At 48.1% G+C, this 23,095-nt stretch carries 11 protein-coding genes; 3 read left to right on the top strand and 8 right to left on the bottom strand.

From position 1 onward, the window contains the following. Window positions 1-11: 11 nt before the first annotated feature. From ACXN9U_RS03580 to fabD, 6 genes are read right to left on the bottom strand one after another with little or no spacing between them, the layout of a single operon-like run. Window positions 12-12,605, bottom strand: a complete 12,594-nt coding sequence (locus ACXN9U_RS03580) for a type I polyketide synthase (protein ID WP_489202175.1) — start codon at window positions 12,603-12,605, stop codon at window positions 12-14. Window positions 12,606-12,644: 39 nt separating this feature from the next. Beyond that, window positions 12,645-13,382 carry an SDR family oxidoreductase gene (locus tag ACXN9U_RS03575; RefSeq protein WP_060964826.1) on the bottom strand — a complete coding sequence of 246 codons (738 nt, stop codon included), beginning with the start codon at window positions 13,380-13,382 and terminating at the stop codon, window positions 12,645-12,647. A gap of 14 nt (window positions 13,383-13,396) precedes the next feature. Then, entirely contained in the window at window positions 13,397-14,761 is a 1,365-nt protein-coding gene (locus ACXN9U_RS03570; protein WP_489202174.1) for an ANL family adenylate-forming protein, read from the bottom strand. Next, window positions 14,758-15,030, bottom strand: coding sequence for an acyl carrier protein (locus tag ACXN9U_RS03565; RefSeq protein ID WP_060964824.1), 273 nt, complete (start codon window positions 15,028-15,030; stop codon window positions 14,758-14,760). Before ACXN9U_RS03565 ends, ACXN9U_RS03570 begins: the two co-directional genes overlap by 4 nt. A gap of 24 nt (window positions 15,031-15,054) precedes the next feature. Continuing rightward, a complete protein-coding gene (locus ACXN9U_RS03560) occupies window positions 15,055-16,035 on the bottom strand; it encodes an LnmK family bifunctional acyltransferase/decarboxylase (protein ID WP_060964823.1) in 981 nt (326 codons plus the stop codon). A gap of 40 nt (window positions 16,036-16,075) precedes the next feature. After that, window positions 16,076-18,334 (bottom strand): ACP S-malonyltransferase, encoded by a 2,259-nt coding sequence (gene fabD, locus ACXN9U_RS03555; RefSeq protein ID WP_060964822.1) that lies wholly within the window; start codon window positions 18,332-18,334, stop codon window positions 16,076-16,078. 712 nt (window positions 18,335-19,046) lie between these two features. Here fabD and loaP point away from each other — a divergent pair. From loaP to ACXN9U_RS03540, 3 genes are all read left to right on the top strand, one after another. Further along, window positions 19,047-19,577 carry an antiterminator LoaP gene (gene loaP, locus ACXN9U_RS03550; protein WP_003153257.1) on the top strand — a complete coding sequence of 177 codons (531 nt, stop codon included), beginning with the start codon at window positions 19,047-19,049 and terminating at the stop codon, window positions 19,575-19,577. A gap of 353 nt (window positions 19,578-19,930) precedes the next feature. Continuing rightward, window positions 19,931-20,947 (top strand): NADPH dehydrogenase NamA, encoded by a 1,017-nt coding sequence (gene namA, locus ACXN9U_RS03545; protein ID WP_060964821.1) that lies wholly within the window; start codon window positions 19,931-19,933, stop codon window positions 20,945-20,947. A 116-nt stretch (window positions 20,948-21,063) separates the two neighbouring features. After that, window positions 21,064-21,840, top strand: coding sequence for an alpha/beta fold hydrolase (locus ACXN9U_RS03540; RefSeq protein ID WP_060964820.1), 777 nt, complete (start codon window positions 21,064-21,066; stop codon window positions 21,838-21,840). Between the two features lie 45 nt (window positions 21,841-21,885). On the opposite strand, the gene rpmG is transcribed toward ACXN9U_RS03540, so the two are convergent. Beyond that, on the bottom strand, window positions 21,886-22,035 hold the full coding sequence (gene rpmG / locus ACXN9U_RS03535) for a 50S ribosomal protein L33 (protein WP_003153246.1): 150 nt from the start codon (window positions 22,033-22,035) through the stop codon (window positions 21,886-21,888). A gap of 78 nt (window positions 22,036-22,113) precedes the next feature. Next, window positions 22,114-23,040 (bottom strand): ribonuclease Z, encoded by a 927-nt coding sequence (gene rnz / locus ACXN9U_RS03530; RefSeq protein WP_060964819.1) that lies wholly within the window; start codon window positions 23,038-23,040, stop codon window positions 22,114-22,116. Window positions 23,041-23,095: the final 55 nt, after the last annotated feature.

Raw genomic sequence — 23,095 nt, 5'->3', positions numbered from 1 at the left:
CCTCCATTACGCTAATCCCTGTAAAAACCGATCGTTCTTTTTACAGCGGCTTCTATGCTTATTTCGTTTTTCTCCAATTCATCAAGCAGGCGCTCATAAGTCTCAAGCGGGGACGTATCAGTCTCGTAAGTCTCCCGGTGCCTTATATGCTGCGCACTGTGCGGTATCCAGCAATGTGTTTTCGCAAAAGGATAGACGGGCAGGCTGACTTTTTTTGGCCTTTCGTCCGGATATAATTTATTCCAGTCGACATGTAAACCTTGCACCCATAATTTTGCAAGCATTGCATACTTTCCTGCTTCAATCCATTGATCTACGGTCCCGCTCATTTCTGCGTTGTCCGTCATCTCTGTAAACAGCTGTTTCATCGCTTTGTTCCGGCCTGTAAAGAAATTCTGCCCCGTTTCCTTGCCGCTGAGGAAATCATTCAGCGCGTTCGTAAGCTCTTCTTTTGTTTCAGCAATGACGGCAAGGCGCTCTTCCATTTCATCCCGGCCAAGCTGAAGCGTATAAGCGATACCCGCAAGAGCTCCGTCAGCTGAATGTGACTTTTCCAAATATCTGCGCAGCTGTTCCGCACGTTCCTTCAGCTGTTCCGCCGTCTTTGCCGAGAGAATGAATAAGGACGGCTGAAGTTCACCGGCCGTCCATTGTTTCTCTTCAACAGGAGAAACATATTCTTCGAGCACGACATGAGCGTTGACACCGCCAAATCCGAACGAGCTGACACCCGCTCTCCGCGGCAGTTCATTTCCGCTCTCATCAGTCGCCGCTTTCCACGGCTGAGTGTCGCGGACGAAATAAAACGGGCTGCCGTCGAGGCTGATATACGGATTAACGGTTTCACAATGCAGACTTTTAACGAGCGTTTTGTGCTGCATCTGCAAAATAATTTTTAAAAGACCGGCCATGCCGGCGGCAAGCTCTGTGTGGCCGATATTCGTTTTGACGGAACCGAGGCCGCAATGAGGCTGATCGGGTGCCGTTACTCCGGCTTTCTGATAAAGCGCTGCAAAAGCCGCTTTGAGTCCGTTGATTTCTATCGGATCTCCGAGCGCCGTTCCCGTGCCGTGGGCTTCAATATAACTCACTGTACGGGGGTCGATGTTCGCTTGCTGATAAGCTTTTATCATGACTTCTGTCTGTGCTTTCGGATTCGGCGATGTAAGAGAAGCCGCCCTTCCGCCATGATTTTCCGCCGTTCCGCGAATAACGGCATAAATACGGTCGCCGTCACGTTCCGCATCGGATAATGTTTTCAAAACAATCATGCCGGCACCTTCAGCTCTGACATACCCGTCCGCTTGATCGGAAAATGTTTTGCAGCGCCCGTCTTCACTGAGCATTCCCGCTTTATTAAAGCTGATATGCATATCCGGCGACACAATAGCATTGACGCCTCCTGCAATCGCGATGCTGCAGTCTCTGGCCTGAATTGCCCTGACCGCACGGTGAACAGCGACCAATGAGCTTGAACAGGCGGTTTCAATCGGTTCGCTCGGCCCATGTATATTCAGAAAATAGCTCATGCGGTTCGGGCCGATTGACGGAACCGTTCCGGCGGCGGAAGAACCCTCAATCTCTATATGGAACTTTGAAGCTTCCTGAGCGTAACCGCTGTTTGTCGTGCCTGCAAAAATGCCTGTATTTGTACCTGACAGGCTTTTGGCAGAGCAGCCGGCATCTTCAATCGCTTTCCATACATGCATCATTAAAAGTCTTTGCTGAGGATCCATCATTTCGGCTTCATGCGGAGAAATACCGAAAAATAAAGGATCAAATTGAGCGGTTTCATCAATGAAGCCGCCCCACTTTACATTGCTCGCATTTTTATCTTTCTGCGGATCTCCGTAATACTGTCTCCAGTCCCAGCGCTCCGGCGGTATTTCAGAAATGCAGTCCTTTTCTCCGGCTAAATTCTCCCAAAACATTTCCGGATTTTCAGCCATTGGAAATGCACAGCTGATTCCGATTATCGCCACGGGCTCTTCAGGTGCAGCTGCGGTTTTTGTTTTAGGAAGGCGGGACGGAATCGAGAATGGCTCCGTCTTCATTTTTTTACGCACAACCGGTTTCTCCGTTTCTGTTTCTGCCTGTGAGCCGAATGTATCCGGATGTTCCGCCAGCAAGTATTGGGCAAAACGAAAGACTGTCGGGTATTCAAAAAACACGGCCGGTGTCAGTTCAAGCCCATACATTTTATTTAGTTCATTTGCAAACTGCGTGAATGAAACCGAATCAAAGCCATAATCTCTCATCTCTGATTCAGCATCTATTTCTTCTTCTTTCACCTTCAGAATGCCTGATATCATATGTTTGAGTTCTGCTTGTACTTTATTTGGCAGATGGACGTGCGTCTTCCTTGACACATGAATGCTGCGGGACGGTTCCGGCGCTTCAGGCATCAGGTTTTTTCGAATCCGTTTTTCGTCGCCCTCTGCCACCATGACCTGGTGTTCTCCGGAGGCAAAAGCGGCATAAAGCGCTTGGATGCCTGAGGCCGATCGCATGGCTTTCATTCCGGTCTGTTCATACATCAGCCGTTCTGTCTCTTTGTCCACGTGCATACCGCCTTCTTCCCAAAGCGGCCAGTTGACGGACAGGGTCTGCCCGCTCCGCTTGTTGTCCCGCACGAGACGGTTTCGGCGGGCTGCATAAACATCCATAAATGCGTTGGCGGCCGCATAACCGGCCTGCCCCGGATTTCCCATGCCTCCCGCCAAGGAAGAAAACAGAATGAAAAAGTCCAGCCGCACATCTTTCGCTGCTTCATCAAGATTGATAAGCCCTTTCACTTTCGGCGCCATGACGGTCTTCCGTTCATTTTCTGTCTGGTTCAGAATGTAGTTGTCAGCGATCACGCCGGCGCCGTGAATGATCCCGTCGAGTGTTCCGTGCTCCTCCTGTATGCCGCGGACGAGGGCGATGACCGCCGCCCTGTCTGTCACGTCAACTGGTTGATACAATACGCGGGCACCCGACGCTTCCAAGCGCCGTAAGCGGGCGGAGCGGTCTTCATCAAGCACTTCCGCTCTTCCCGTTAATACGAGGACGGCGTTTTTGACACGGGAGGCTATTTCTTCAGCGAAAATCAGTCCGATGCCGCCCGCTCCCCCGGTGAGGAGGTAAACCCCTTCGTCTTTCCACGGAACGGCGCCGCTTTGAGAGGCCGGCAGATGACGCCAGTTTCTGACGAGACGTTTGCCGTCTTCATAACGGATTTCCGCTTGTTCAGGATGCGCCCGGTTTTCTTTCAGTTTGGCAAGAAGCGATGATGCTGCCTCGGCCGGATCGGCTTGGATGACTTGGCCGTACAGCTTCGGATGTTCAAGGTGAGCCGTTTTCAGGAAAGCGGCCAGCCCCGCCAATACATTGTCTTCCCCCCTGTCGGGGACAAGAAGCTGGATCAGCGTTTTTTTCTTCTGTTTTTCTTTGATAAGACGGGTGACGATCGCTGACAGCTCCGCCGCGCAGGCGTCATAACGGTCCTCAAGCGGACCTTCGCCGTCAGCCGCACATACGGCGCCCCTGATGTCTTCCGCATTCATTCCGCCATACAGCGTCACGTATCTGAAAGACTCTTCTTGTCCGCCTTCACCCGGCGGTGATTCCTGCCACTTTGGCTGAAGCAAGAGCTGTTTTTCCTCCGTTTCCTCTTCCAGAAAACGGGCGGTGAGTCCCGTCAATCGGACACATACCGCGCCGTTTTCATCACACAGCTCAATATGATAGGCGCCGTCCGCTGAGGAAAGCACCGCCCACATCGTCTCACGGCACGGAGAAAATACCTGCATATCCTGCAGGGCAAACGGCAGGAACGGCCGTCCGGACGCGGAACCGTCTGAGAGCACGAGACCGATAGAAGCCTGAAGGGCGGCGTCCAGCATGCTCGGATGCAGGATGAACGGCTCCTTTTCTTCGCGGGCGGACGGCGGAAGAGTGAGCTTCGCGAGCACTTCTCCGCTCCCGGCATAGACGGCGTCAAGCGCCTGATGAGACGGTCCGTAGGTGATGCCGAGGCTGTCGAATGCTTCATAGCACTCAGCCTTTGACATGCGCCGGCCACAGCAGCGCGCCTGAACCGCTTCCACATCGAGTACCGGAGCACGCTCCGTCTCTTCGAGCACAGCCTTTCCCTGGAAAAAGACAAGCGGCTCTTCTCCTTCGGCATACGCTTCAAAAGCGATGTCTCCGTTTTCTTCCGGCTGAAGCTTTACATGAAGCGTCACTCCTTCAGAAAGCGCCGTCACCGGACGGAGCCAAACGATCTGTTTGAGCCGGACACCCGCTTTCCCGCCCGGCAAGTCTTCAGCGGCAAGCGTAACGGCGGCCCGGGCCATTTCTAAAGCAGCCGCGCCCGGAAGCACCGGTTTTCCATTGACGATATGATCGGCAAAAAACGGTTCACGCCCTGAAAAAACAGAAGTAAAGCGTTGGGCGGTAAAGGTCGATGTATTCGCATGGAGCAGCGGGTGAAGTCTGGCTGCTTTCTCACTTTCCGCAGAGCCTGTTTTATCAAGTGACACATCAGCTTTTGTGACCCAATATCGGTCTTTGGCAAAAGGGTAGGCCGGGAGACTGATGCGGCCCGGGTTACGCTGATAAAGAGCTGACCAATCGACGTCAAGTCCTTTAACCCAAAGGTCAAGCAGCTTTGCGTATTTCCCTTTTTTCAGCCAGGCATTTATGGTAAGCGCCATATCTTCATCAGAAGTGAGCGAAGCCGCCAATGAATGATGTTTGGCTGTCCTGCCCCGCCAGATATGAGCATGTTCGATATTATGATCGTTTGAGAAACTCATAAGCTTCATTTTCAGTTCTTCTATCGACTCGGCCGTAAATGCAAGCCGCTCAGCCATCGGTTCTCTTCCCGCCTGAAGCGTGTAAGCGATCTTGGTCAAATCCCCGTCAGAACGTTTTTTTCTTATGACATCATCCAGAAGCTGGCGGGCGCGCTCTGTCAATTGCTGCTCATTTCGCGCTGATAAAATAATAACAGCCGGTTTTTGCGGAGAAACAGACGCGTTTTCCATTGGTTTCAGGCTGTCAGACGGCACATATTCCTGAATGATGACATGTGCGTTTGAACCTCCTGCTCCAAACGAGGAAATACCGGCAATTCGCGGATATTCCTTCATTTCACCCGTGATATTCAAGACAGGGCGTTTCCATTCCGTTTCTTTTTGCTGTACGAAAAACGGAGTGTGCTCAAACTCAATATTCGGATTCAATTCCGCCGCATGCAATGAAGGGGCAATCCTCTTATGTTTCAATTGCAAAAGCAGTTTGGTGATCCCCGCAATCCCGGCAGCGCTTTCTAAATGTCCGATATTTGATTTAATTGAACCGATGGAACAAAACTGACTGTCTTCTGTTGTCAGGCGAAAAGCTTTCGTTAACCCGTCGATTTCAATCGGATCACCGAGCGCAGTGCCCGTTCCGTGGGCTTCCAAGTAACTGACCGTTCTCGGGTGAATGTCTGTCCGTTTTAACGTCTCTGCGATCAGATCAAACTGCGCTTTCGGATTCGGCACCATATAAGCGTTTGTCCTGCCTGCTGCGTTCAGCATGCTTCCTTTGATAACACCGTAAATATGATCGCCGTCTTTCTCCGCTTGAGCAAGCGGCTTTAACACAATCGCCCCTACTCCTTCACCGTCAACAAAACCGTCCGCACTGTCTCCGAAAGATTTGCATTTATCACCGGGAGACAGCATTGAAAAAGCGGACAGCCGCTCATAGTGGGCCGGATCAACGATAAGATTGACTCCGCCGGCAATCGCTGTTTCACTCATTCCGCTCCGCAGGCTTTCTGCGGCGAGATGGACAGCTGTTAAAGAAGAAGAGCATGCTGTATCCACAGCCATACTCGGCCCTTGAAAATTGAACAAAAACGATACTCTGTTTGCGATAGACCAGTCGCTGGGAACTGTCGGGTAATTGCTGTTCATCACACCGACAAAGACTCCGATTTTCCGGCTGTCACAAAGCGTGGCCGGGGTGTACCCCGCATCTTCAATGCTTGAATAAGCAGTCTGCAGAAACAACCTTTCCTGCGGATCCATCCTTTCAGCTTCCGCGGGAGATATACGGAAAAACAGCGGATCAAATTTATCAATGTCATCGAGAAAACCGCCCCATTTTGAATAAATGGACCCCCATTTTCCGCGTTCCTCGTTATAAAACGTTTTCCAGTCCCAGCGATCTTTCGGCACTTCAGTAATAGAATGCCTGCCGGCTTTTACATTTTCCCACAGCTCATCAACGTGATCGGCGCCCGGATACCGGCCTGACAGACCGATGACAGCGATATCCTGGATATAGGGATCTCCGTTTGTCCTGCTGCCTTCCTCGTTTTGAGGAATCTTGTTTTGTTTTACATTCAGGTTATCTGTGTGATCAGACAGCTGCTCCTCACGCACACCCATCGCTTTCATAAATGCTCCCCGCTGAGAAAGAAGCAGGTAATCCGCGATTTCTTCTATCGTCTGATATTCAAAAAAGAGGGTGCTGGTCATTTGGTCAAACACGTTACGAAAGGCATTTGTGAGCGTGACGACCAGAATAGAATCCAAACCGTATGCGGTTAAGGAAACCGACGGATCCATTCTCCCGCTCGGAATCTTCAGCGTTTTTCCTATTAATTCCGTCAGATATGTGATGCCCCGTTCTCTTACGTTTGGAATCGGCGCGGCGCTTTCCGCGGGAACCTCCACCCGTCCGGCGTTATCGGAATGAGCCCGTCCATTCCCTAATTGCCGCTCGAGCGCTTCTTTACGGGAAGACAGAAAGTAATCAGCAAGCTCATCAATGGTTTGATATTCAAAAAACAAAGTGCTGCTGACAGAACCGAAGACGTCTTTTAACGCATTGGTCAGTCTGACGACCAGTATGGAATCCAATCCGTATGCGGTTAACGGTTCATGGGATAAAAGACGATGCGCCGGCACTTTAAGCGCTTCACCGATTAACTTCTTCATCAGTTCAACGCTTTTTTCTCTCAAGCTGAAATGCAAGGTATCATCCGAAAGACCATCTGCGTCATACGGACGGCGCTCCGGTTTTTCTTCTGACGCCTGCGGGAGGGCAAGCCTGACCATTCCGTCACTTTCAGCCGCTATAATCTGCTGGCCTAAGTCGTGTGCGGCTTCGGCCGGAAACAGAGGATGGACGAATCCTTCAAGCGAAAGCGCTTCCGTCCAGCCGGCCGGCTCAACCCCCGGACAGCCCGGAATCCGTAAATCATGATCTTCATACAGCCACCAGCCTTCAAGAAGGCCGAACGTCACATGGTTGAATATGGTACGGCTGTTGATCTCATTTATAAACAGCTGGCCGTTTTTCTGCAGCATTGCTTTCGCATGGCGCAGCGTAGAGCGTATATTTTTTGTCGCATGAAGCACATTGGTAGCGATCACTGCGTCATACGTGCCGATGTCCGGCGCTTCTGTTGATACCGGCTGCTCAGCGTTGAATATTTTATAAGTGACATAAGGATATTCCGGACCGAATATGTCTTCTGCATGTAAAAGAAATGCTTTAGAAATATCCGTGAAACAATATTCGGCAATATGCGCTTCATACGGTTTCAATTTTCTCATGACCGCGGCGCTCGTCCCGCCCGTTCCGGCCCCGATTTCTAAAATGCGGATTTTCGCCTGCGGGTCTTTTTCCAGACGTTCCCGCAAAACTGCAATCAATGTGTCAGCAAGCTTGTCATTGAAAAAATCAGAAATGATATTATCGCGGTAAATGCCTTCCACAAGACGGAAGGAGGAGTCAGGGAACATCACTTCCGTTGCCGGAAGCTTACCGGTTAAAATGTCTGGAAGCACACGCAATGTCTCTTCTGCCAATCTGACATGCGCCCTCATGTCTTTCTGGCGCAGCCAAGTCTCTTTTTTCCGCTCCCATTCCTCCCACATCTGCCCTAGATCCGTTTTTTCCGGAACAAGCGCTAATTCAGTCAGGAAGACAAAGCTCTCTTTCAGCCATCTGCTGTATTGTTCCGTTATGCCGGCAGCTGATTGAAATAACGGCAAAGTCTCATCAAGCCTTGCGCCCATCTCATAAAGGGTTGATACAAGCATTTTTTCAATGAGGGACTCCATCTCTCTCATGCAGCTCATTACACTTGATGCTTTTAACCGCTCAGCTTCGTTATTCTGCATGATGTTAACCGCTAATTGTCCGAGTGCGGGAGGAATCTTTTCCGGATAAACCGTTACTTGTTCTTTCAGATCGTCTTTCATAAAAACCGGATCTGTCATTTTGATCAGCGCCAGCTGGTCATGAGGTCCGGAAAGCAGGGTTTCCAGCGTTTTCATCGCTTCGGGCGCCTCAATAGAAGCGATTCCGTCCCGCTCCATCCGTTTCCGGTATTGTTCTGAAGCGACAATGCCGACACTTCCCCAAAAGCCCCAATTGACAACTTTTACGGCATACGGCGCTTTCTGTGAGATCCGCTTAGCAAAAGCGTCTTTAAACGTGCACCCGGCGGCATAATTGCTCTGTCCCGGCGCTTTTTGAAACGACATCATCGAAGAGAAAAACAGCAAGAAATCCAGGGGTTCCCCTTCAGCTACCCGGGCAATCTGCAAGCTGACATCAGTTTTTGCAGAAAGTGAAGCGCGGAACTGATCCTCTTCCATATTGGCAAAGCTTCTGTCTGATAACACGATGGCGGAATGAATGATTCCGAGGACCTGTCCATTTTCCTTCACAATGGTGTCATACGCCCGCTTGAGAGAATCATAATCCGCAGCATCCGCGCTGAAATATTGCGGTGCGGGACCTATTGCCGCAAGTCTTTTCAGCTTTCTTTCAATCTGTGTATCTTTTTTCCGTCTCCCGATCCAGACAATTTTCGCCTGATAGGTCTGAATCATATATTCAGTCCATACTTCTCCTATTCCGCCTGCTCCGCCGATAATCACATAAACCCCGCCGTGCCGGTATAACGAAGGCTCATCTGCATGATGCTGGCAGACGGCCAATTGCTGGCGGTGCCACTGACCTGCACGAAAGACCCACGGATTTCCCTCGGGGTCCGCCGGTAAAGAAAAGACATCAGGAAGATGCCGGTCTCCCCTTTGAGATTCCAAATCAAGAGGCCGGATGCTCCAATTGGTGTATTCTTTTGCGAGCGATCCCGCTAATCCGTGTATGCTTGCATGACTCGGATTGACCTCATCATGTTCATGAATCGGCTGTGCTTGAAACGTGCAGATTGTCAATGATAGTTGTTCCGTGTCAAAATTCAGAAGCAGAAGCGCTTTTACCAGCCGGAAAAGCTGCATGACCCCGTGCTCCTGTCCGCCGGCCGTATCCGCATCATAAACGGATGGAATGGGATGATCCGGTGCCGCCCATATCATGTGTTGAAAAGAGCCTTGCGCTTTCAGTGTTTCAGCCATTTGTTCCGCGCTGTCCAAAGAAGTGATGTCCGGAAAACGGACATCGGAATACATCTCTTTCAAAGCCTGCTGAAAATCAGGCCCGGCCCCGATGACGATTATTTTTTCTTCACGCATGAAAGACATGCCGGTTTCCGGAATGGTGACGGTGTTCCAAACCGGTGTCATAAGCAATTCCGTTTCACGGCTTTTCTTCGGCGTGACGCCGGCTTTTTGGTTAAACCCGGCGCTTTCCTGCACCTCTTTTATGATAAAATCTTTCACTGCCGCCAACAGCACGCCGCGCTCATCACAAATATGCAGATCAAATTGGTGAACGGAGGCCGCTTTTACTTCCGCATGCACAAATACGGTTTTCGCTAACGGTTCAAGCAGCTGTATTTCTCCGAAGGAAAACGGTACGATAAGCGCAGGCTCTTTTTGAAATTGCAGCACATGCGCCATTGCAGTTTGAACAGCGCCATCCATTAAGGACGGGTGTAGGATGTACTGTTTAAAATCGGCTTCCAAGTGTGACGGGAGCGTTAATTTGGCCAGTGCTTTCCTTTCTGTATAAGAGAATTCGCGGATGACCTGAAAACTGTCCTTTTGCACGATTCCCGCCTCAGAGAACGAGTGATAGATGTCTTTCGGCTCCGTTCTCTCCGTAAATGGCGCCGGGAGCTGAAAGACCGGGGCCTCAAAAGGCGCTCCTTTTTCTTTACAAATCACTTCTCCTTGCGAAAAGAGGATGCCGGCCGCTCCTTTTTCTTTAATGACATAGCTTATACGCTCTTTTTCTGCTTCAAACTCTACCATGACGGATGTTGGGTCTGTCCCTGTCACAATCGGCTCCATGTACCACACACTTTGAAGAGAGACGACCGGGCGTTCTCCCCACAATCCCGCGCCGTATACCGCCATTTCCAGATGACAGACTCCGGGAAGCACATATTTTTCGTTCACTAAATGATCTTTAAAGAAATATTCATCCTTGGAAAATATCTTTTGAAACGTCCCTTTCCGGGCGGATGAAACATTCTCATCAAGCAGAGGATGCAGCGCTTCACGCCTTTTGGTCTTTTGGGGCTTTTTTGTATACCGCTTTTTTTGATCGGTCAGCCAGGACGTTTCCTTTAAAAACGGATACGTAGGAAGCGGAACTTTCTGATACGGCGTTTCCGGCTTTTTGCAATCTTGAAAGCCTTTCACCCACAGCGCGGCAAATTTCTCAGGATCTGAAACGGATTGGCCTGAAACGTCCGGCCGCCCAGATGACGCTTTTCCGAAGTAAATATACCTTCCGTCTTTGTGACCGCTTACAAATCTGTTCAATCGCTGTTTCAGCTCAGAAAGGGATGATGCAATGACAGCAAGCCGGAAGGAGAAAGGCTCTCTGCCTGACAATAGGGTGGCAGCGATATTTTCCAGGCTGTATCCCCCGGCAGAAGGCGGGTTTTCCAATCGGGCAAGAAAAGAGCATAATTTCCCGGCATATTCTTTCAGCTGTTGTTCGGAATGTGCGCTTAGTACGACCGCATGCGGTTTTTGCTCAGTATTCCCGTCCGCTTGCCGTTTTGGCTGATAAGCACCTACGATCAGATGAGCATTAGAGCCTCCTGCGCCGAATGAACTGATTGCGGCGATTCTCGGTTTATCTCCTTCAGCCGGCCACGGCCGGTTGTTTCGGACGACATAAAATGGCGAATCAGAAAAAGAAATCTTGCGGTTCAGTTCCTCGGAGTGCAGACTGGCGGGAAGCGTTTCATGTTTCATGCTTAAAAGCACCTTGATTAAACCGGCGATCCCTGCAGCCGCTTCCAAATGTCCGATATTGGATTTCACCGAGCCGATTCCGCAGTAATTTTTCTCATCGGTCTGTTTATCAAATGCCATAGACAGACCGCGTATCTCAATCGGATCGCCGAGTGCTGTGCCGGTTCCGTGAGCTTCAATGTAGCTGATATCCGCCGGACTTACCGCGGCTCTGTTTATAGCGGATAAAATCAGGTCCCGGTGCGCTTCCGGATTCGGCACCGTATACCCGGTCGTTTTACCGCCGTGATTAGTGGCGGACCCCTTAATGACACCGTAGATGTGGTCGTTGTCCGCAATCGCTTTTTTCAATGGTTTTAATAAAACGGCTCCCGCGCCTTCGCCGGGCACGTAACCGTCCCCGCCTTCACCGAAACTGCGGCATTTTCCTTCAGAAGACAGGAAATGCGATTGGCTTAAAAACATGTATTTTTGCGGATGTAAGCTGAGGTTGACGCCTCCGGCAAGCGCCATTTCACAGTCGCCCGACATAATGGCCTGACAAGCCTGATGGACGGCGACAAGCGATGAAGAACACGCCGTATCAACAGCGATGCTCGGCCCATGGAGATCAAGGAAATAAGAAACCCGGTTCGGAATGCCCCAATATAAGGAGCCGGGGCCTTTATACTGACCTTTGAGGAAACCTTCTTCGTGTGCAATTAATGAATATTCATTCCAAGTCACTCCGGCGAATACACCGATTTGATCCGTCGGCCTCGCCGCCGGGTTCCCGTAACCGGCATCCTCCATTGCTTCCCAGCAGCACGTGACATACAATTTTTGCTGAGGGTCCATTAAATCAGCTTCCCACGGGGAAACAGAAAAAAACAGCGGGTCAAATTGATCCGGATGATCAATAAAACCTCCCCATTTACTGTATGACGCGTATTCTGCTGTTTTCTCTTCCGAGTAATAAGAGCTGTCCCATCTGTCCTCAGGGATTTCGGAGACACAATCTTTATTTTCCATTAAATTGTTCCAAAAATCATGCTGGTTTTCCGCTTTCGGAAACATCCCGCTCATTCCGATAACCGCAATATCAGAGCTCCTGTCCGTTCCCGGTTCAGGCACCTTTTCAGCCGCCTGTACAGGAAGCAATTCTTCTTCCTGCCGGCTTCCCGTATCAGGCTCCGTTTCTTTGAATTCAAGAACGCTTTCGGGGTTTCGTTTCTGCGCACTTAAAAACTCACTCAATTTCTCAATGTTCGGATATTCAAACAGCAGCGTTTCAGAAAGGCCGGTAAATTCTTTATGCAATATGGTCATGATTTCTTCACTGATGAGAGACGTCACGCCAAGAGTAAAAAAAGCGGTTTTATCTTCTGCTTCGGTCACCTCGGCACCCAGCTTTTGCGCTATTACCGTTCTTAAAAATTCGTTAATACATTTCATGAGGATACCATCCCTTGTACAAAAGAATTTTTCTGTGCTTTAACAAGTTAATCCGCCGTCTATTGCCATTGTCTGTCCGGTCATAAAGGACGATTCAGGAGAAAGCAGGAAACGAACGAGTCCGGTCATATCGTCTGTTTCGCCTAAACGCCCCATCGGCGTCCTTCTGATAATCTGCGATTTTTGTTTTTCCGGCATATTTTTCGTCATATCGGTGTCCACAAAACCGGGCGCAAGTGAATTGACACGGATTCCTTTGGACCCGAGCTCTCTGGCCAGGCTTCTCGTCAAGCCGTCAAGAGCCGCTTTGGATGCGCTGTAGACAGAAGTGCCTTTAAATCCTCTTGAGCCGATAATGGAGCTTATGTTAACGATTGATCCGGAATTTTGTTTCAGCATGACCCGGGAAACATTTCGGGTCAGCTTGATGACTGAACCGATATTCAGATTAAGGATGCGGTCAATGTCTTCATCATTGGTCAGGGGCAGCAGCTGATCAAGGTTCAAACCGGCGTTATTGACCAAGCCGTCTATTCTGGAAAACTTGCGGTATACTTGAAGAACAAACTGTTTCATGGCGGCATCATCCGCCGCATCCGCCGCTTCCCAATAAAAGCGGCCGCGGTACTTTTCACTCTCTCTCAATGTGTTAATAAAATCAGATTCACTGCGGCTGAAAGCGGCTACTTTGTAATCCTCATCCAAAAGCGCCTGTACAATCGATTTTCCGAGTCCCCGGCTTCCTCCGCTGACTACCGCTACTTTTCCGTTATTCATATGTACCTCCTGTTTTACACGTTTCTTATTTTTTTAAATCGGTCATTAGACAGTTTCCGATCTGTAACAGAAATGATCTGCGGTATCTGATATGGCTGCAGCTTCTGTCTGCAATGAGCTACGGCCCGCTTTCTGAAAGATTTGATATCTTCCTCTTTTTCAAGTACGGCCTCTGCCGCGACAATCTCGCCCGTAATCGGATTTTTTCTGCCCGTTATGAGAACGTCCCGGACATTCGGTATCTCCAGAAAAACGCTTTCCACCTCTGCCGGAAAAACTTTCTCTCCGCCCACATTAATGATTTCACTCTTTCTTCCGAGAATTCTTATATATTCGCCGTCTGTTTCCACCTGGTCACCGGTGTCGTACCAGCCGTCTTCATCGAAAGGTGACGGTGCATTTAAATAGCCGAGCATCGCCGACTCAGAACGGACCCAAAGCGTGCCTCCGGTAATTTTGGTCTCTGTTCCGGCACCGCCTACTTTCATCCAAGTGGATTGGCTGTCTTTTGATTTCGTTGAGAATATACCCAGTTCAGTTAATCCGTATGTTTGTTTCAGCCGTACACCCGGAAACAGCCGATGAATGCCGCGCAGCGTTGATAGGGGCATCGGTTCTGTGCCGTAAGTGATCAGCTGGAGTGAAGAGAGGTTATAGCCGGCATCCGCATTGGACATCAGCAGCATGTTTAAAAAGGTCGGGGTGGCGGGGAGTACTTGGACAGCATGTTTGTCGACCGCCTGATAAACGGACTCCGGCGTTCTGCTGTCTGATGTGACGATCGTTCCCCCGTTAAACAGAATCGCAAACAGCGTATTAATGCCGCCTATATGATCCAATTTCAGAAAAATGAGCGTACGCAGCGGTTTTCTCTTCGCCATTTTGTATTTTTCAAGCAGCCGGCCGGCGCTTAACACGGATGCTTTGCTTTTGCCGGAGGTTCCCGATGTGAAAATAATAATGCCTGACTCCCCTCTCTCTCGCAGGTCATCAAGCAGAGGGTGAGAGGCGCTTTTAGAACCTTCACGAAGCGTCCAGCTGTCATTTTCATTTATTTCAATGATTTGATTCACTTTCGCGTCTTCAAACATATCGAGATGCTTTTCCCTTGATTCATTGCTGAGAGGGACAACGATATTTCGGTTAAACAGAAGCGCCAGCAGCAAAAAAATGGCGTTCGGGGAATAATCCCCGATAAGCGCCACACATTCTCCTTCACGTATTCCGTTTTGTTCAAGTTCTTTCTGAAAAAAGCTAATTCGTGTCAGCAAATCATCATACGTAAAAGTCTGCCCTTTAAAAATGAGAAACTCACTGTCTTGCGTTTCCCTAAGCTTATCAGTCACCCAGCTGATATCTCTCCCGCTTTCTGTTTTCATGATTGAGCACTGTCCATATATTTTTGATAAATATCACAAATGCTGCCGACGGTTGTAATGCTGGAAATTGTTTCTCCTTGTGAAAAAGGATCTACTCCGGTTTCCATCTCCATCTGTGCGACTAATTGAGCGATATCCAGTGATGAGAAGCCCAGATCCTCTATGACTCTCACATTATCTCCCGCTTCAACGGCCCGATATGACTGCTGTTCTTGAATATCCTGGATGATTTGAGCGATGATCTGCTTCATTTCCTTGGTTTGTTCCATTTGCTTTCAGCTCCATTCTTCATTTTATAAACTTCTGATGACCCGTTTATAATCCGGAATATGATCTTGTGAAGAGGTCGGCACCGCCAGCAGCTTATCCACCTTGGAAATGGCCAGCAATGTATGATTTCTTTTCATATAGACTTCAATCTGATAGCTGATTTTCGCCACTGAGATCATACCGAGGGACTCACCGTGAAAGTCGGGATCGCATTCTTCAATGTGTCCCGTCATATAAATATCAAGCTCTTCATCTGCAAAACAATTTCCGTAATAATACGTCTCTCTTTCAAGCAAAAATAAATGCCGCGCGATTGAAACCGGAAAACCCGGCTTCGACCGGCGCGTCATCCATTCAAATTCCGCCGCATCCATTATCTTGCTGAATTTCGCAAACACCATGGCATGCCCCGGCGCAGCATCCTGATCAACAGGAACCCGATATGAAACGGGGTCTGCTGTTTTGAGGTTGCCCGGCTTCATACCGAAAGCGTCCGTTCTGATTTTCTTTGACCGCATCAGCGCGTAAGGCGGCTTGGCTAACTTAGAAAGTTCCGCAATGCATTCAGCCTTAGGCGCTGAGACTTTGCGGGTCGAACCTTCTGTTTGTGTGACGTCGACGACAATTAAACTATTGGCTTTCATAGAAGGAAACCGCCCGGGGTCCCACTCGCTTTTATCAGAGCTGACCGCTCCTTTCGGCCCGAACAAATAATCAGATTCTAATATGGTTTCTCCAAACCGGGAGATATCGACCCCGACGGAAACCTCGTCCCATAATCGGTACTGATCAAGAGGCTTATCTGAAGGAACTTTGAGATGTGTCATAAAATAAGCCGGATACAAAATCAGCCCTTGGTGATCGGCCATCTGATCAGGCCGGAATCCCGTTCCGTCCGTTAAATGGTGACTGTGTGCGTTGCCGAATAACAGCAGCAGCGCGTACTCATTCAAATTCCCTAACCCGACATGGCTCATCGTTAATTCATGATTTTCAATCAGCATGGTCTGTCCTCCGCAGAAAAAATGTAATGTCCGGTCATACTCAGCCTGTAATCGATACCAGCCTTTGCGCAAGAAGGCCGGCTGTTTCTTCCATGAGCTGTTTGCCGATCAAATCGACATGCCTGTTTCTCCAATTTTCAAGCGGGGTTCCTTTCACCCATTGATTAAATGCGCCGAGTGCAGGGCCGCAATGAATTTGGTAATCTATTTTACTTTCGCTTTTTCCTTCCAGAGCGAGCCTCGTCGTATGGGAAAAATACCATTTAAATACCATCGCCATTTTGTGTTTCGGATTCTGTTCAGCTTTGGCGATCTGTTCAGGAGATTTATCATGTTTCAACTGCTCATACACTTCTTCAAAACTGCGCTGGAAATACTTATCTTCAATTAATGTTTTCGTTTTTTCATCTATTTCATCTAAAGAATTGTATTGTCTGTACAAGTCAAAGAGTTTATTGGCTCTGGCCGGGAAAAACAGGCCTTTTTTCAGCACCTGCACCCTTGCTCCCGCTTCAAACATATCTCCCGCGGGAGCGTATGACGTATCCTGCACGTTCGCTTCCTGAAGCAGATCTTTCACTGAATCACTTGTCCCGGCTTCGACCGTGCATTGATTAATAGAACCGGTTCCGATAAATTCGGCGCCGAGCAGAAACGCGGCAGCAGCCGCTTCCGGAGTGCCGATTCCGCCGGCTGCGCCGATTCTTACTTTTTTCGCATACCCGTGCTTCTCCATCATGCGGTCTCTGAGTCTGATCATGGCAGGCATTAATGTATACGGAATCCCTTGGTCGGTATGCCCTCCTGAATCCGCTTCAACGCAAATGTCATCAGCCATCGGAATTTCTTTTGCAAGCGCCGCTTCCCCGGCTGTCAGCCGATTGTCAGACACAAGTCTTTCCAGCATATGAGCCGGAGCCGGATTCAGAAAGGCCTCAGCGACTTCAGGCCGGGATACTTTCGCGATGATTCTGTTTTGAACTGACACCGATCCGTCATGATTCCTGCTTAATCCCTTTGCTCTGTATATAACGAGAGCGGGGGTTATGCCCATAAATGCCGATGCTTCAATAAGATGAATGCCGTTTTTCAAATATAAATCTATCATTCTGACTTCCTTGTCAGGTGACATCATATGATGAAGAAGGTTCATTCCGAATGTTTCCCCTTGCCGCAGTGCAGATCTGATGGTTCCGATGGCCTGTCCGATCCGTTCGATACTCAATCCGCCCGTTCCGTAAAAGCCCAGCATTCCCGCTTTTGCCGCTTTAATGACCATCTGTTCCGAAGCAATTCCCCTGTACATGGAGCCCGTCATGTAAGCATATTGGATGTTATAATCTTTTTTAAAATCTTCGTTCCCTAATCTCATTCCCGCCGTTTTTTGTGAATCAGCTGCCGATGCTTTAACATCAGCAGTATCAGACTCTTCTTTCGGCATAGGTAATGGGACGGCATCTTTTTTAATCTGCCGCGTCAGTTTTGTCAGCACTTCCCCGGGCCCGACTTCTGCAATTTCATTATTTTCAATTCCCATCAGACGGCGTATCGTGTCCGTCCACTTTACCTGATTGGTCATTTGCAAAGTCAGATTTGTTTTGATTTCGTCATTCTTATAAGGTGCGGCATGAAGATTTGAGATCACCGGAAAACGAAGAGGCAAAAACGCCGTTTCTTCTAAATAATCTGCAAACTCTTTTTCAGCATCTTTCATATAGCGGGAATGGAAGGCGCCGCTCACATTTAAAGGAAGGTACATTCTCACGCCGGCTTTTTCAAAGACGGGGCCCGCTTTTTCAATGTCTTGTTTCGTTCCGGCGATCACAATTTGCGAAGGTGAATTGTGGTTAGCGATATCAATGCCGGTCAGATGATAATCGGATAGAACCTCTTTTACTTGTTCAGCCGTAAACCCCAAAACCGCCGCCATGCCTCCGGGAGCTGCCTTGCTCATGAGCTCCCCTCTTTTTTTTACAAGCTGCAAACCGGTCTCAAAATCAAAGCAGCCGGCCGCAAATAACGCATTATATTCTCCTAAACTGTGCCCTGCGGCGTAATCAGGCTCTCTGCCGGACTCTTTCATTTTCTTTAAATAACTGAGTGCACTCACCGTATATAACGCCGGCTGGGTAAATTGCGTTTTCCCCAGCTGGTGATTCGGATCCTCCAGACACAATTCTTCTATAGAGTAGCCTAATATGTCATCAGCCTGACGTGTCAGATCTTGAAATTCATCAAACAGTCCGGCTCCCATTCCTTTAAATTGAGAACCCTGCCCCGGGAAAACAAACGTAAGCATCTTATCCTCATCCTTTCCGCATCGCCAATTTTGTACATCACATGTGGTTCTCCATACAAAAACGTCTCTTATATTCATATATTGACTGGTGTAAACACCGGCATAAAAATAAAAACACAAACGCGTTTGCGATTCAGCACAGGTTTAAAAATCGCAAACGCATTGTGTTTTCCTTTTCTGACATAATTTATATTAAAACATATTACTTGTTTACTGAATGTTTCTCATGACAAGCTGCAGTGCCAATATGCCCGAAAACAGCCATGACGGCACACTTCTCCCTTATCATGTATATGTAGATATATACACTGCAATCATTTTTATAATCCCTATTTCCTCTTCAACGTGCCGAAACAGCGATTGAAATTTAATAGGTGCTTTACATCAATTTAATAAATTTAACAAATAGTTGCTATTTAAAGAGAATAATATCAATTTATAGATAATAATGTCAAGACCTTTTTTCGTTATTTTCTGACATTTATTCCACAGTTTTATGTTCGGCGGATAAAATGTCAGACAATTCCCTGAACCCTTTTCATGTCAAAGAAAATTCATCGCTTCTCTGTCAATTGGGTCTATACTTATTTTTCATTTTCATATATTATGTAAAAAAAAGACGAATTAGAAAAATTTTTAATCACTTTAAATACTATCCATTAAATACTTTCTTTGTATAATAATTTCTTATTATTCTAAGGAGGATCCAGTCATGAAATGGTACGCACTTTTTGTAGAGTCGGGAAAAGAAGAAGCAGTGCAAAAATTTCTGCGTCTGCAGTTTGATGAGCAGGCTCTCTACTCAATCATACCCAAGAAAAAAGTCACAGAACGAAAAGCCGGAATCAAATACGAGGCACTCAAAAAAATGTTTCCGGGATATGTGCTGTTTAAAACAAAGATGACAGAGCGGACATTTCATAAAATCAAAGAACTCCCCATTTCATGCAGAATCGTGAATAACGGCGCATATTATTCCAAAGAGCGTAAAACCTATTTCACGACAATTAAGGATGAAGAAATCCTCCCTATTATCAGGCTGATCGGAGAAGGAGACACTGTAGATTATTCAAAAGTCTATATTGAAAATTCAAAAGTAACCGTTGCCTCAGGACCTCTTAAAGGAATGGAAGGCATTATTAAAAAGATCGATAAAAGAAAAAGACGCGCCAAAATCTGCCTGTCTTTTATGGGACTGGACAAAATGGTCAACGTCGGAATTGAAGTGCTCTCCAAACCCTAGCATTTCAAAAAAAGCATCAACAGCATGTGCCGTTGATGCCCTTTTTATATAAACAGACGAAAGCCCGACATCAAAATAACCCCGCTCACCACCGTCACGGTCAGACTTTTTGTTTTCAAGGCAGTATTTTCATCCTGACAAACTGGTTCAAAGGAGGCCACGCAGTCATCGGTGCGTTTCTCATCTATATTTGCTATATGATCCCTGTTATGAAGATACGGCCCCGATGTGTATAAGAAAAATGCCCGTTCAGAACAATAAGAACGATGTGTTCAGCTGTGAGCAGTTTATATGACTGAATGATCATGAGTTGTTATAATCAATGTCTAAAAACATTCCGGGAGGCGAAATAAATGGCCAGAAAATTATTTACACCATGGACCGTTAAAGATGTAACGATCAAAAACCGTATTGTTATGGCACCGATGTGCATGTATTCCTCACATGAAAAGGACGGAAAACTGCAGCCTTTTCATATGGCGCACTACATATCGCGTGCAATCGGTCAGGTCGGTCTGATTATCGTTGAAGCGACAGCCGTTAATCCGCAGGGACGTATTACCGATCAGGATTTGGGCATTTGGAGCGACGATCATATCGAAGGCTTTGCCAAACTGACAGAACAAGTGAAAGCACAAGGGTCTAAAATCGGCATTCAGCTCGCGCACGCGGGACGTAAAGCAGAGCTTGACGGAGACATTTACGCTCCTTCAGCCATTCCTTTCGATGAGCAGTCCAAAACACCGGCTGAAATGACGATAGAACAAATTAAAGAAACCATTCAGGAATTCAAACAGGCCGCGGCGCGTGCGAAAAAAGCCGGCTTTGACATTATCGAGCTTCATGCGGCACACGGCTACTTAATGCACGAATTTTTGTCACCGCTGTCCAATCACCGTACAGATGAATACGGCGGCTCACATGAAAACCGCTACCGCTTCTTAGGCGAGACCATTGAAGCCGTCAAGGAAGTCTGGGACGGACCGCTATTTGTCCGTGTTTCCGCATCTGATTATACTGATAAGGGGCTGGACATTGCCGATCATATCGGCTTTGCGAAGTGGATGAAGGAGCAGGGAGTCGACCTGATTGATTGCAGCTCAGGCGCACTCGTTCAAGCTGATATTAACGTCTTCCCCGGCTATCAAGTGAGCTTTGCGGAGAAAATCCGTGAGCAGGCCGAAATCGCAACAGGCGCCGTCGGTTTGATAACGACAGGGACAATGGCCGAAGAAATTCTGCAAAACAACCGCGCTGACCTCATTTTTGTCGCGAGAGAACTTCTGCGCGATCCGCATTTTGCAAGAAGTGCAGCGAAGCAGCTGAATACAGAAATACCGTCGCCGGTTCAATACGACAGAGCATGGTGACAGAAGAGACAGCCGGAAATTTTTATCATCGGCTGTCTCTTTTTTTTATTTTTTGAGAAACGATCGCCGAAGCATCTCCGTCTTCCTTATAGAACCAATTAGAGGGGATGACTCCAATGAAAGCAGCATGGATGGAAAGGACATACCTGATTGACGGCTGTCCGTTTTATACAAAACACCGTAAAGGTGCCGGCGAAGTGACGATCGTCTTTGAAGCCGGCTGCGGCACTTCTTCTGAAACATGGACACCATTACTCACTGACATAGATGAAGAATTTGGGGTTTTCACATATGACAGAGCCGGAATCGGCAAAAGCGGCCAAAGCAGAAACAAGCGAACGGCAGATCACATGGTACAGGAATTAAACGCCCTTCTGCTGAAGGCGGGCGTCAAGCCTCCTTACCTTGTCGTCTCGCATTCATACGGCACGATTATCAGCAGACTTTGGGCGAGCCGAAACCGACGGGATATTCTCGGAATGGTGCTCCTTGACCCGGTTTCTGAAGATCAGGAGACGAAAGTGCTTCCGCTTCTTCCCGCGGAAATGAAAGCGGCCTACCTGAAGCAGTTCAGATTAGAAGGATCACACGCGGAATTTTTGACGAGCCTTCGGCAGATCAAGCACCAGCAGATTCATTTCGGCGATATGCCGCTGTTGATTTTATCATCGGGAGAGCGTGATGAGCGCTTAAAGCACGCTCATGAAGAATGGATGAAACTGCACAGAAGCATGCTCGATGTCTCTTATCAAAGCGGATGGATTCAGGCCAAAAACAGTTCTCACGCCATTCATCACGATGAACCGCATATCGTCCACCTTGCCATTTATGATGTTTGGTGTGCGGCGCGCCAGCAAATGAATGCTCCGGCCTATCAGGCGGTAAACTCATAAAACAAAAGCCATTGTGCCGGAGCACAATGGCTTTTTTATCGTGATCTACTTCGTCTCACGATGTAAAGTATACTTTTTCAACCGGGGTGAATACTTCTTCATTTCTAATCGATCCGGATTCGTCCGTTTGTTCTTCGTCGTGATATAGTTTCTGTCCCCTGTCTCTGTGCAGGCCAATGTTACATTCACACGCATCATTTTCACCTCTCGATCAAATCGTAATAATTACGTTTTATTATATACCCTCAAATCAAAATGTCAAGCGTCCATTTTTTAAGAGCGTTCCACTGTGACTTCCATGAAGTCAAATGCGATCCTGCTGTTTTCAAATACCGCTTTCGCCTCATGTTCCAGACGCTCTATCGGTGATTCGCCTTGATACCTTGCGCTGATATGAGTTAAGATCAGCTGTTTGGCGCCTGCTTTTTTTGCCGTTTGTGCAGCTTGTTCTGTCGTCGCATGATAGTAATTATGCGCAAGCTTTGCATCTTCTTTAGCAAACGTCGCTTCATGAACAAGTACATCGGCATTGCGCGCAAGCTCCGTTACCCGCTCTGATGCCCGGGTATCCCCTGAAAAAGCGACGATCCTCCCCTTTTTCGGCGGCTCCAAAAAATCCTGTCCATCAATTATTCTTCCATCATCAAGCGTGACTGTTTCGCCTTTTTTGATCTTCTGATAGACGGGGCCGGGTGGAATATTCATTTCCTTCAGTCTGCCGGCCTGCAATGCACCGGGAATATCTTTCTCCTGTACACGGTAGCCGAACGCTTCTACACCGTGAATGACGGATGTTGCGGTAACGATGAATTGCTCATCTTCAAAAACCGTTCCCTCTTCAATTTCATGTACGGTAAGAGGATACGTCAAATGAGTCGCCGTCACATTCAGGCTTGTTTCAATAAATGCTTTTATGCCTTTTGGCCCGTAAATCGTCAGCTCTTCTTCACCGCCCTGAAATGACCGGCTTCCCAACAGACCCGGAAGACCGTAAACATGGTCACCGTGAAGATGGGTGATGAAAATCTTTTCGATTTTCCTCGGTTTGATTGTTGTATGTAATATCTGATGCTGAGTGGCTTCTCCGCAATCAAACAGCCATACGGAACGCCTTTCTTCAAGAAGCTTCAGCGCGACGGACGTTACGTTTCTCGCCTTTGCCGGCATGCCGGCCCCCGTCCCTAAAAATAATAATTCCACAATGCTTCCTCCTAGATCTTTGTACTACTAAGGATACAGGATCAGGCTGAAAATG

The sequence above is a fragment of the Bacillus sp. BACIII genome, from assembly GCF_057836745.1.
Note: the sequence above shows the minus strand (reverse complement) of the source record. Positions and strands in the feature narration are given on the sequence as shown.

Bases quoted from the DNA above. Each gene is read 5' to 3' on its own strand.
- loaP (WP_003153257.1), top strand. From the start codon at position 19,047: ATGAAATGGTACGCACTTTTTGTAGAGTCGGGAAAAGAAGAAGCAGTG.
- ACXN9U_RS03560 (WP_060964823.1), bottom strand. From the start codon at position 16,035: ATGCTGATTGAAAATCATGAATTAACGATGAGCCATGTCGGGTTAGGG.
- fabD (WP_060964822.1), bottom strand. From the start codon at position 18,334: ATGCTTACGTTTGTTTTCCCGGGGCAGGGTTCTCAATTTAAAGGAATG.
- ACXN9U_RS03565 (WP_060964824.1), bottom strand. From the start codon at position 15,030: ATGGAACAAACCAAGGAAATGAAGCAGATCATCGCTCAAATCATCCAG.
- ACXN9U_RS03570 (WP_489202174.1), bottom strand. From the start codon at position 14,761: ATGAAAACAGAAAGCGGGAGAGATATCAGCTGGGTGACTGATAAGCTT.
- rpmG (WP_003153246.1), bottom strand. From the start codon at position 22,035: ATGCGTGTGAATGTAACATTGGCCTGCACAGAGACAGGGGACAGAAAC.
- ACXN9U_RS03540 (WP_060964820.1), top strand. From the start codon at position 21,064: ATGAAAGCAGCATGGATGGAAAGGACATACCTGATTGACGGCTGTCCG.
- ACXN9U_RS03580 (WP_489202175.1), bottom strand. From the start codon at position 12,605: ATGAAATGTATTAACGAATTTTTAAGAACGGTAATAGCGCAAAAGCTG.
- namA (WP_060964821.1), top strand. From the start codon at position 19,931: ATGGCCAGAAAATTATTTACACCATGGACCGTTAAAGATGTAACGATC.
- ACXN9U_RS03575 (WP_060964826.1), bottom strand. From the start codon at position 13,382: ATGAATAACGGAAAAGTAGCGGTAGTCAGCGGAGGAAGCCGGGGACTC.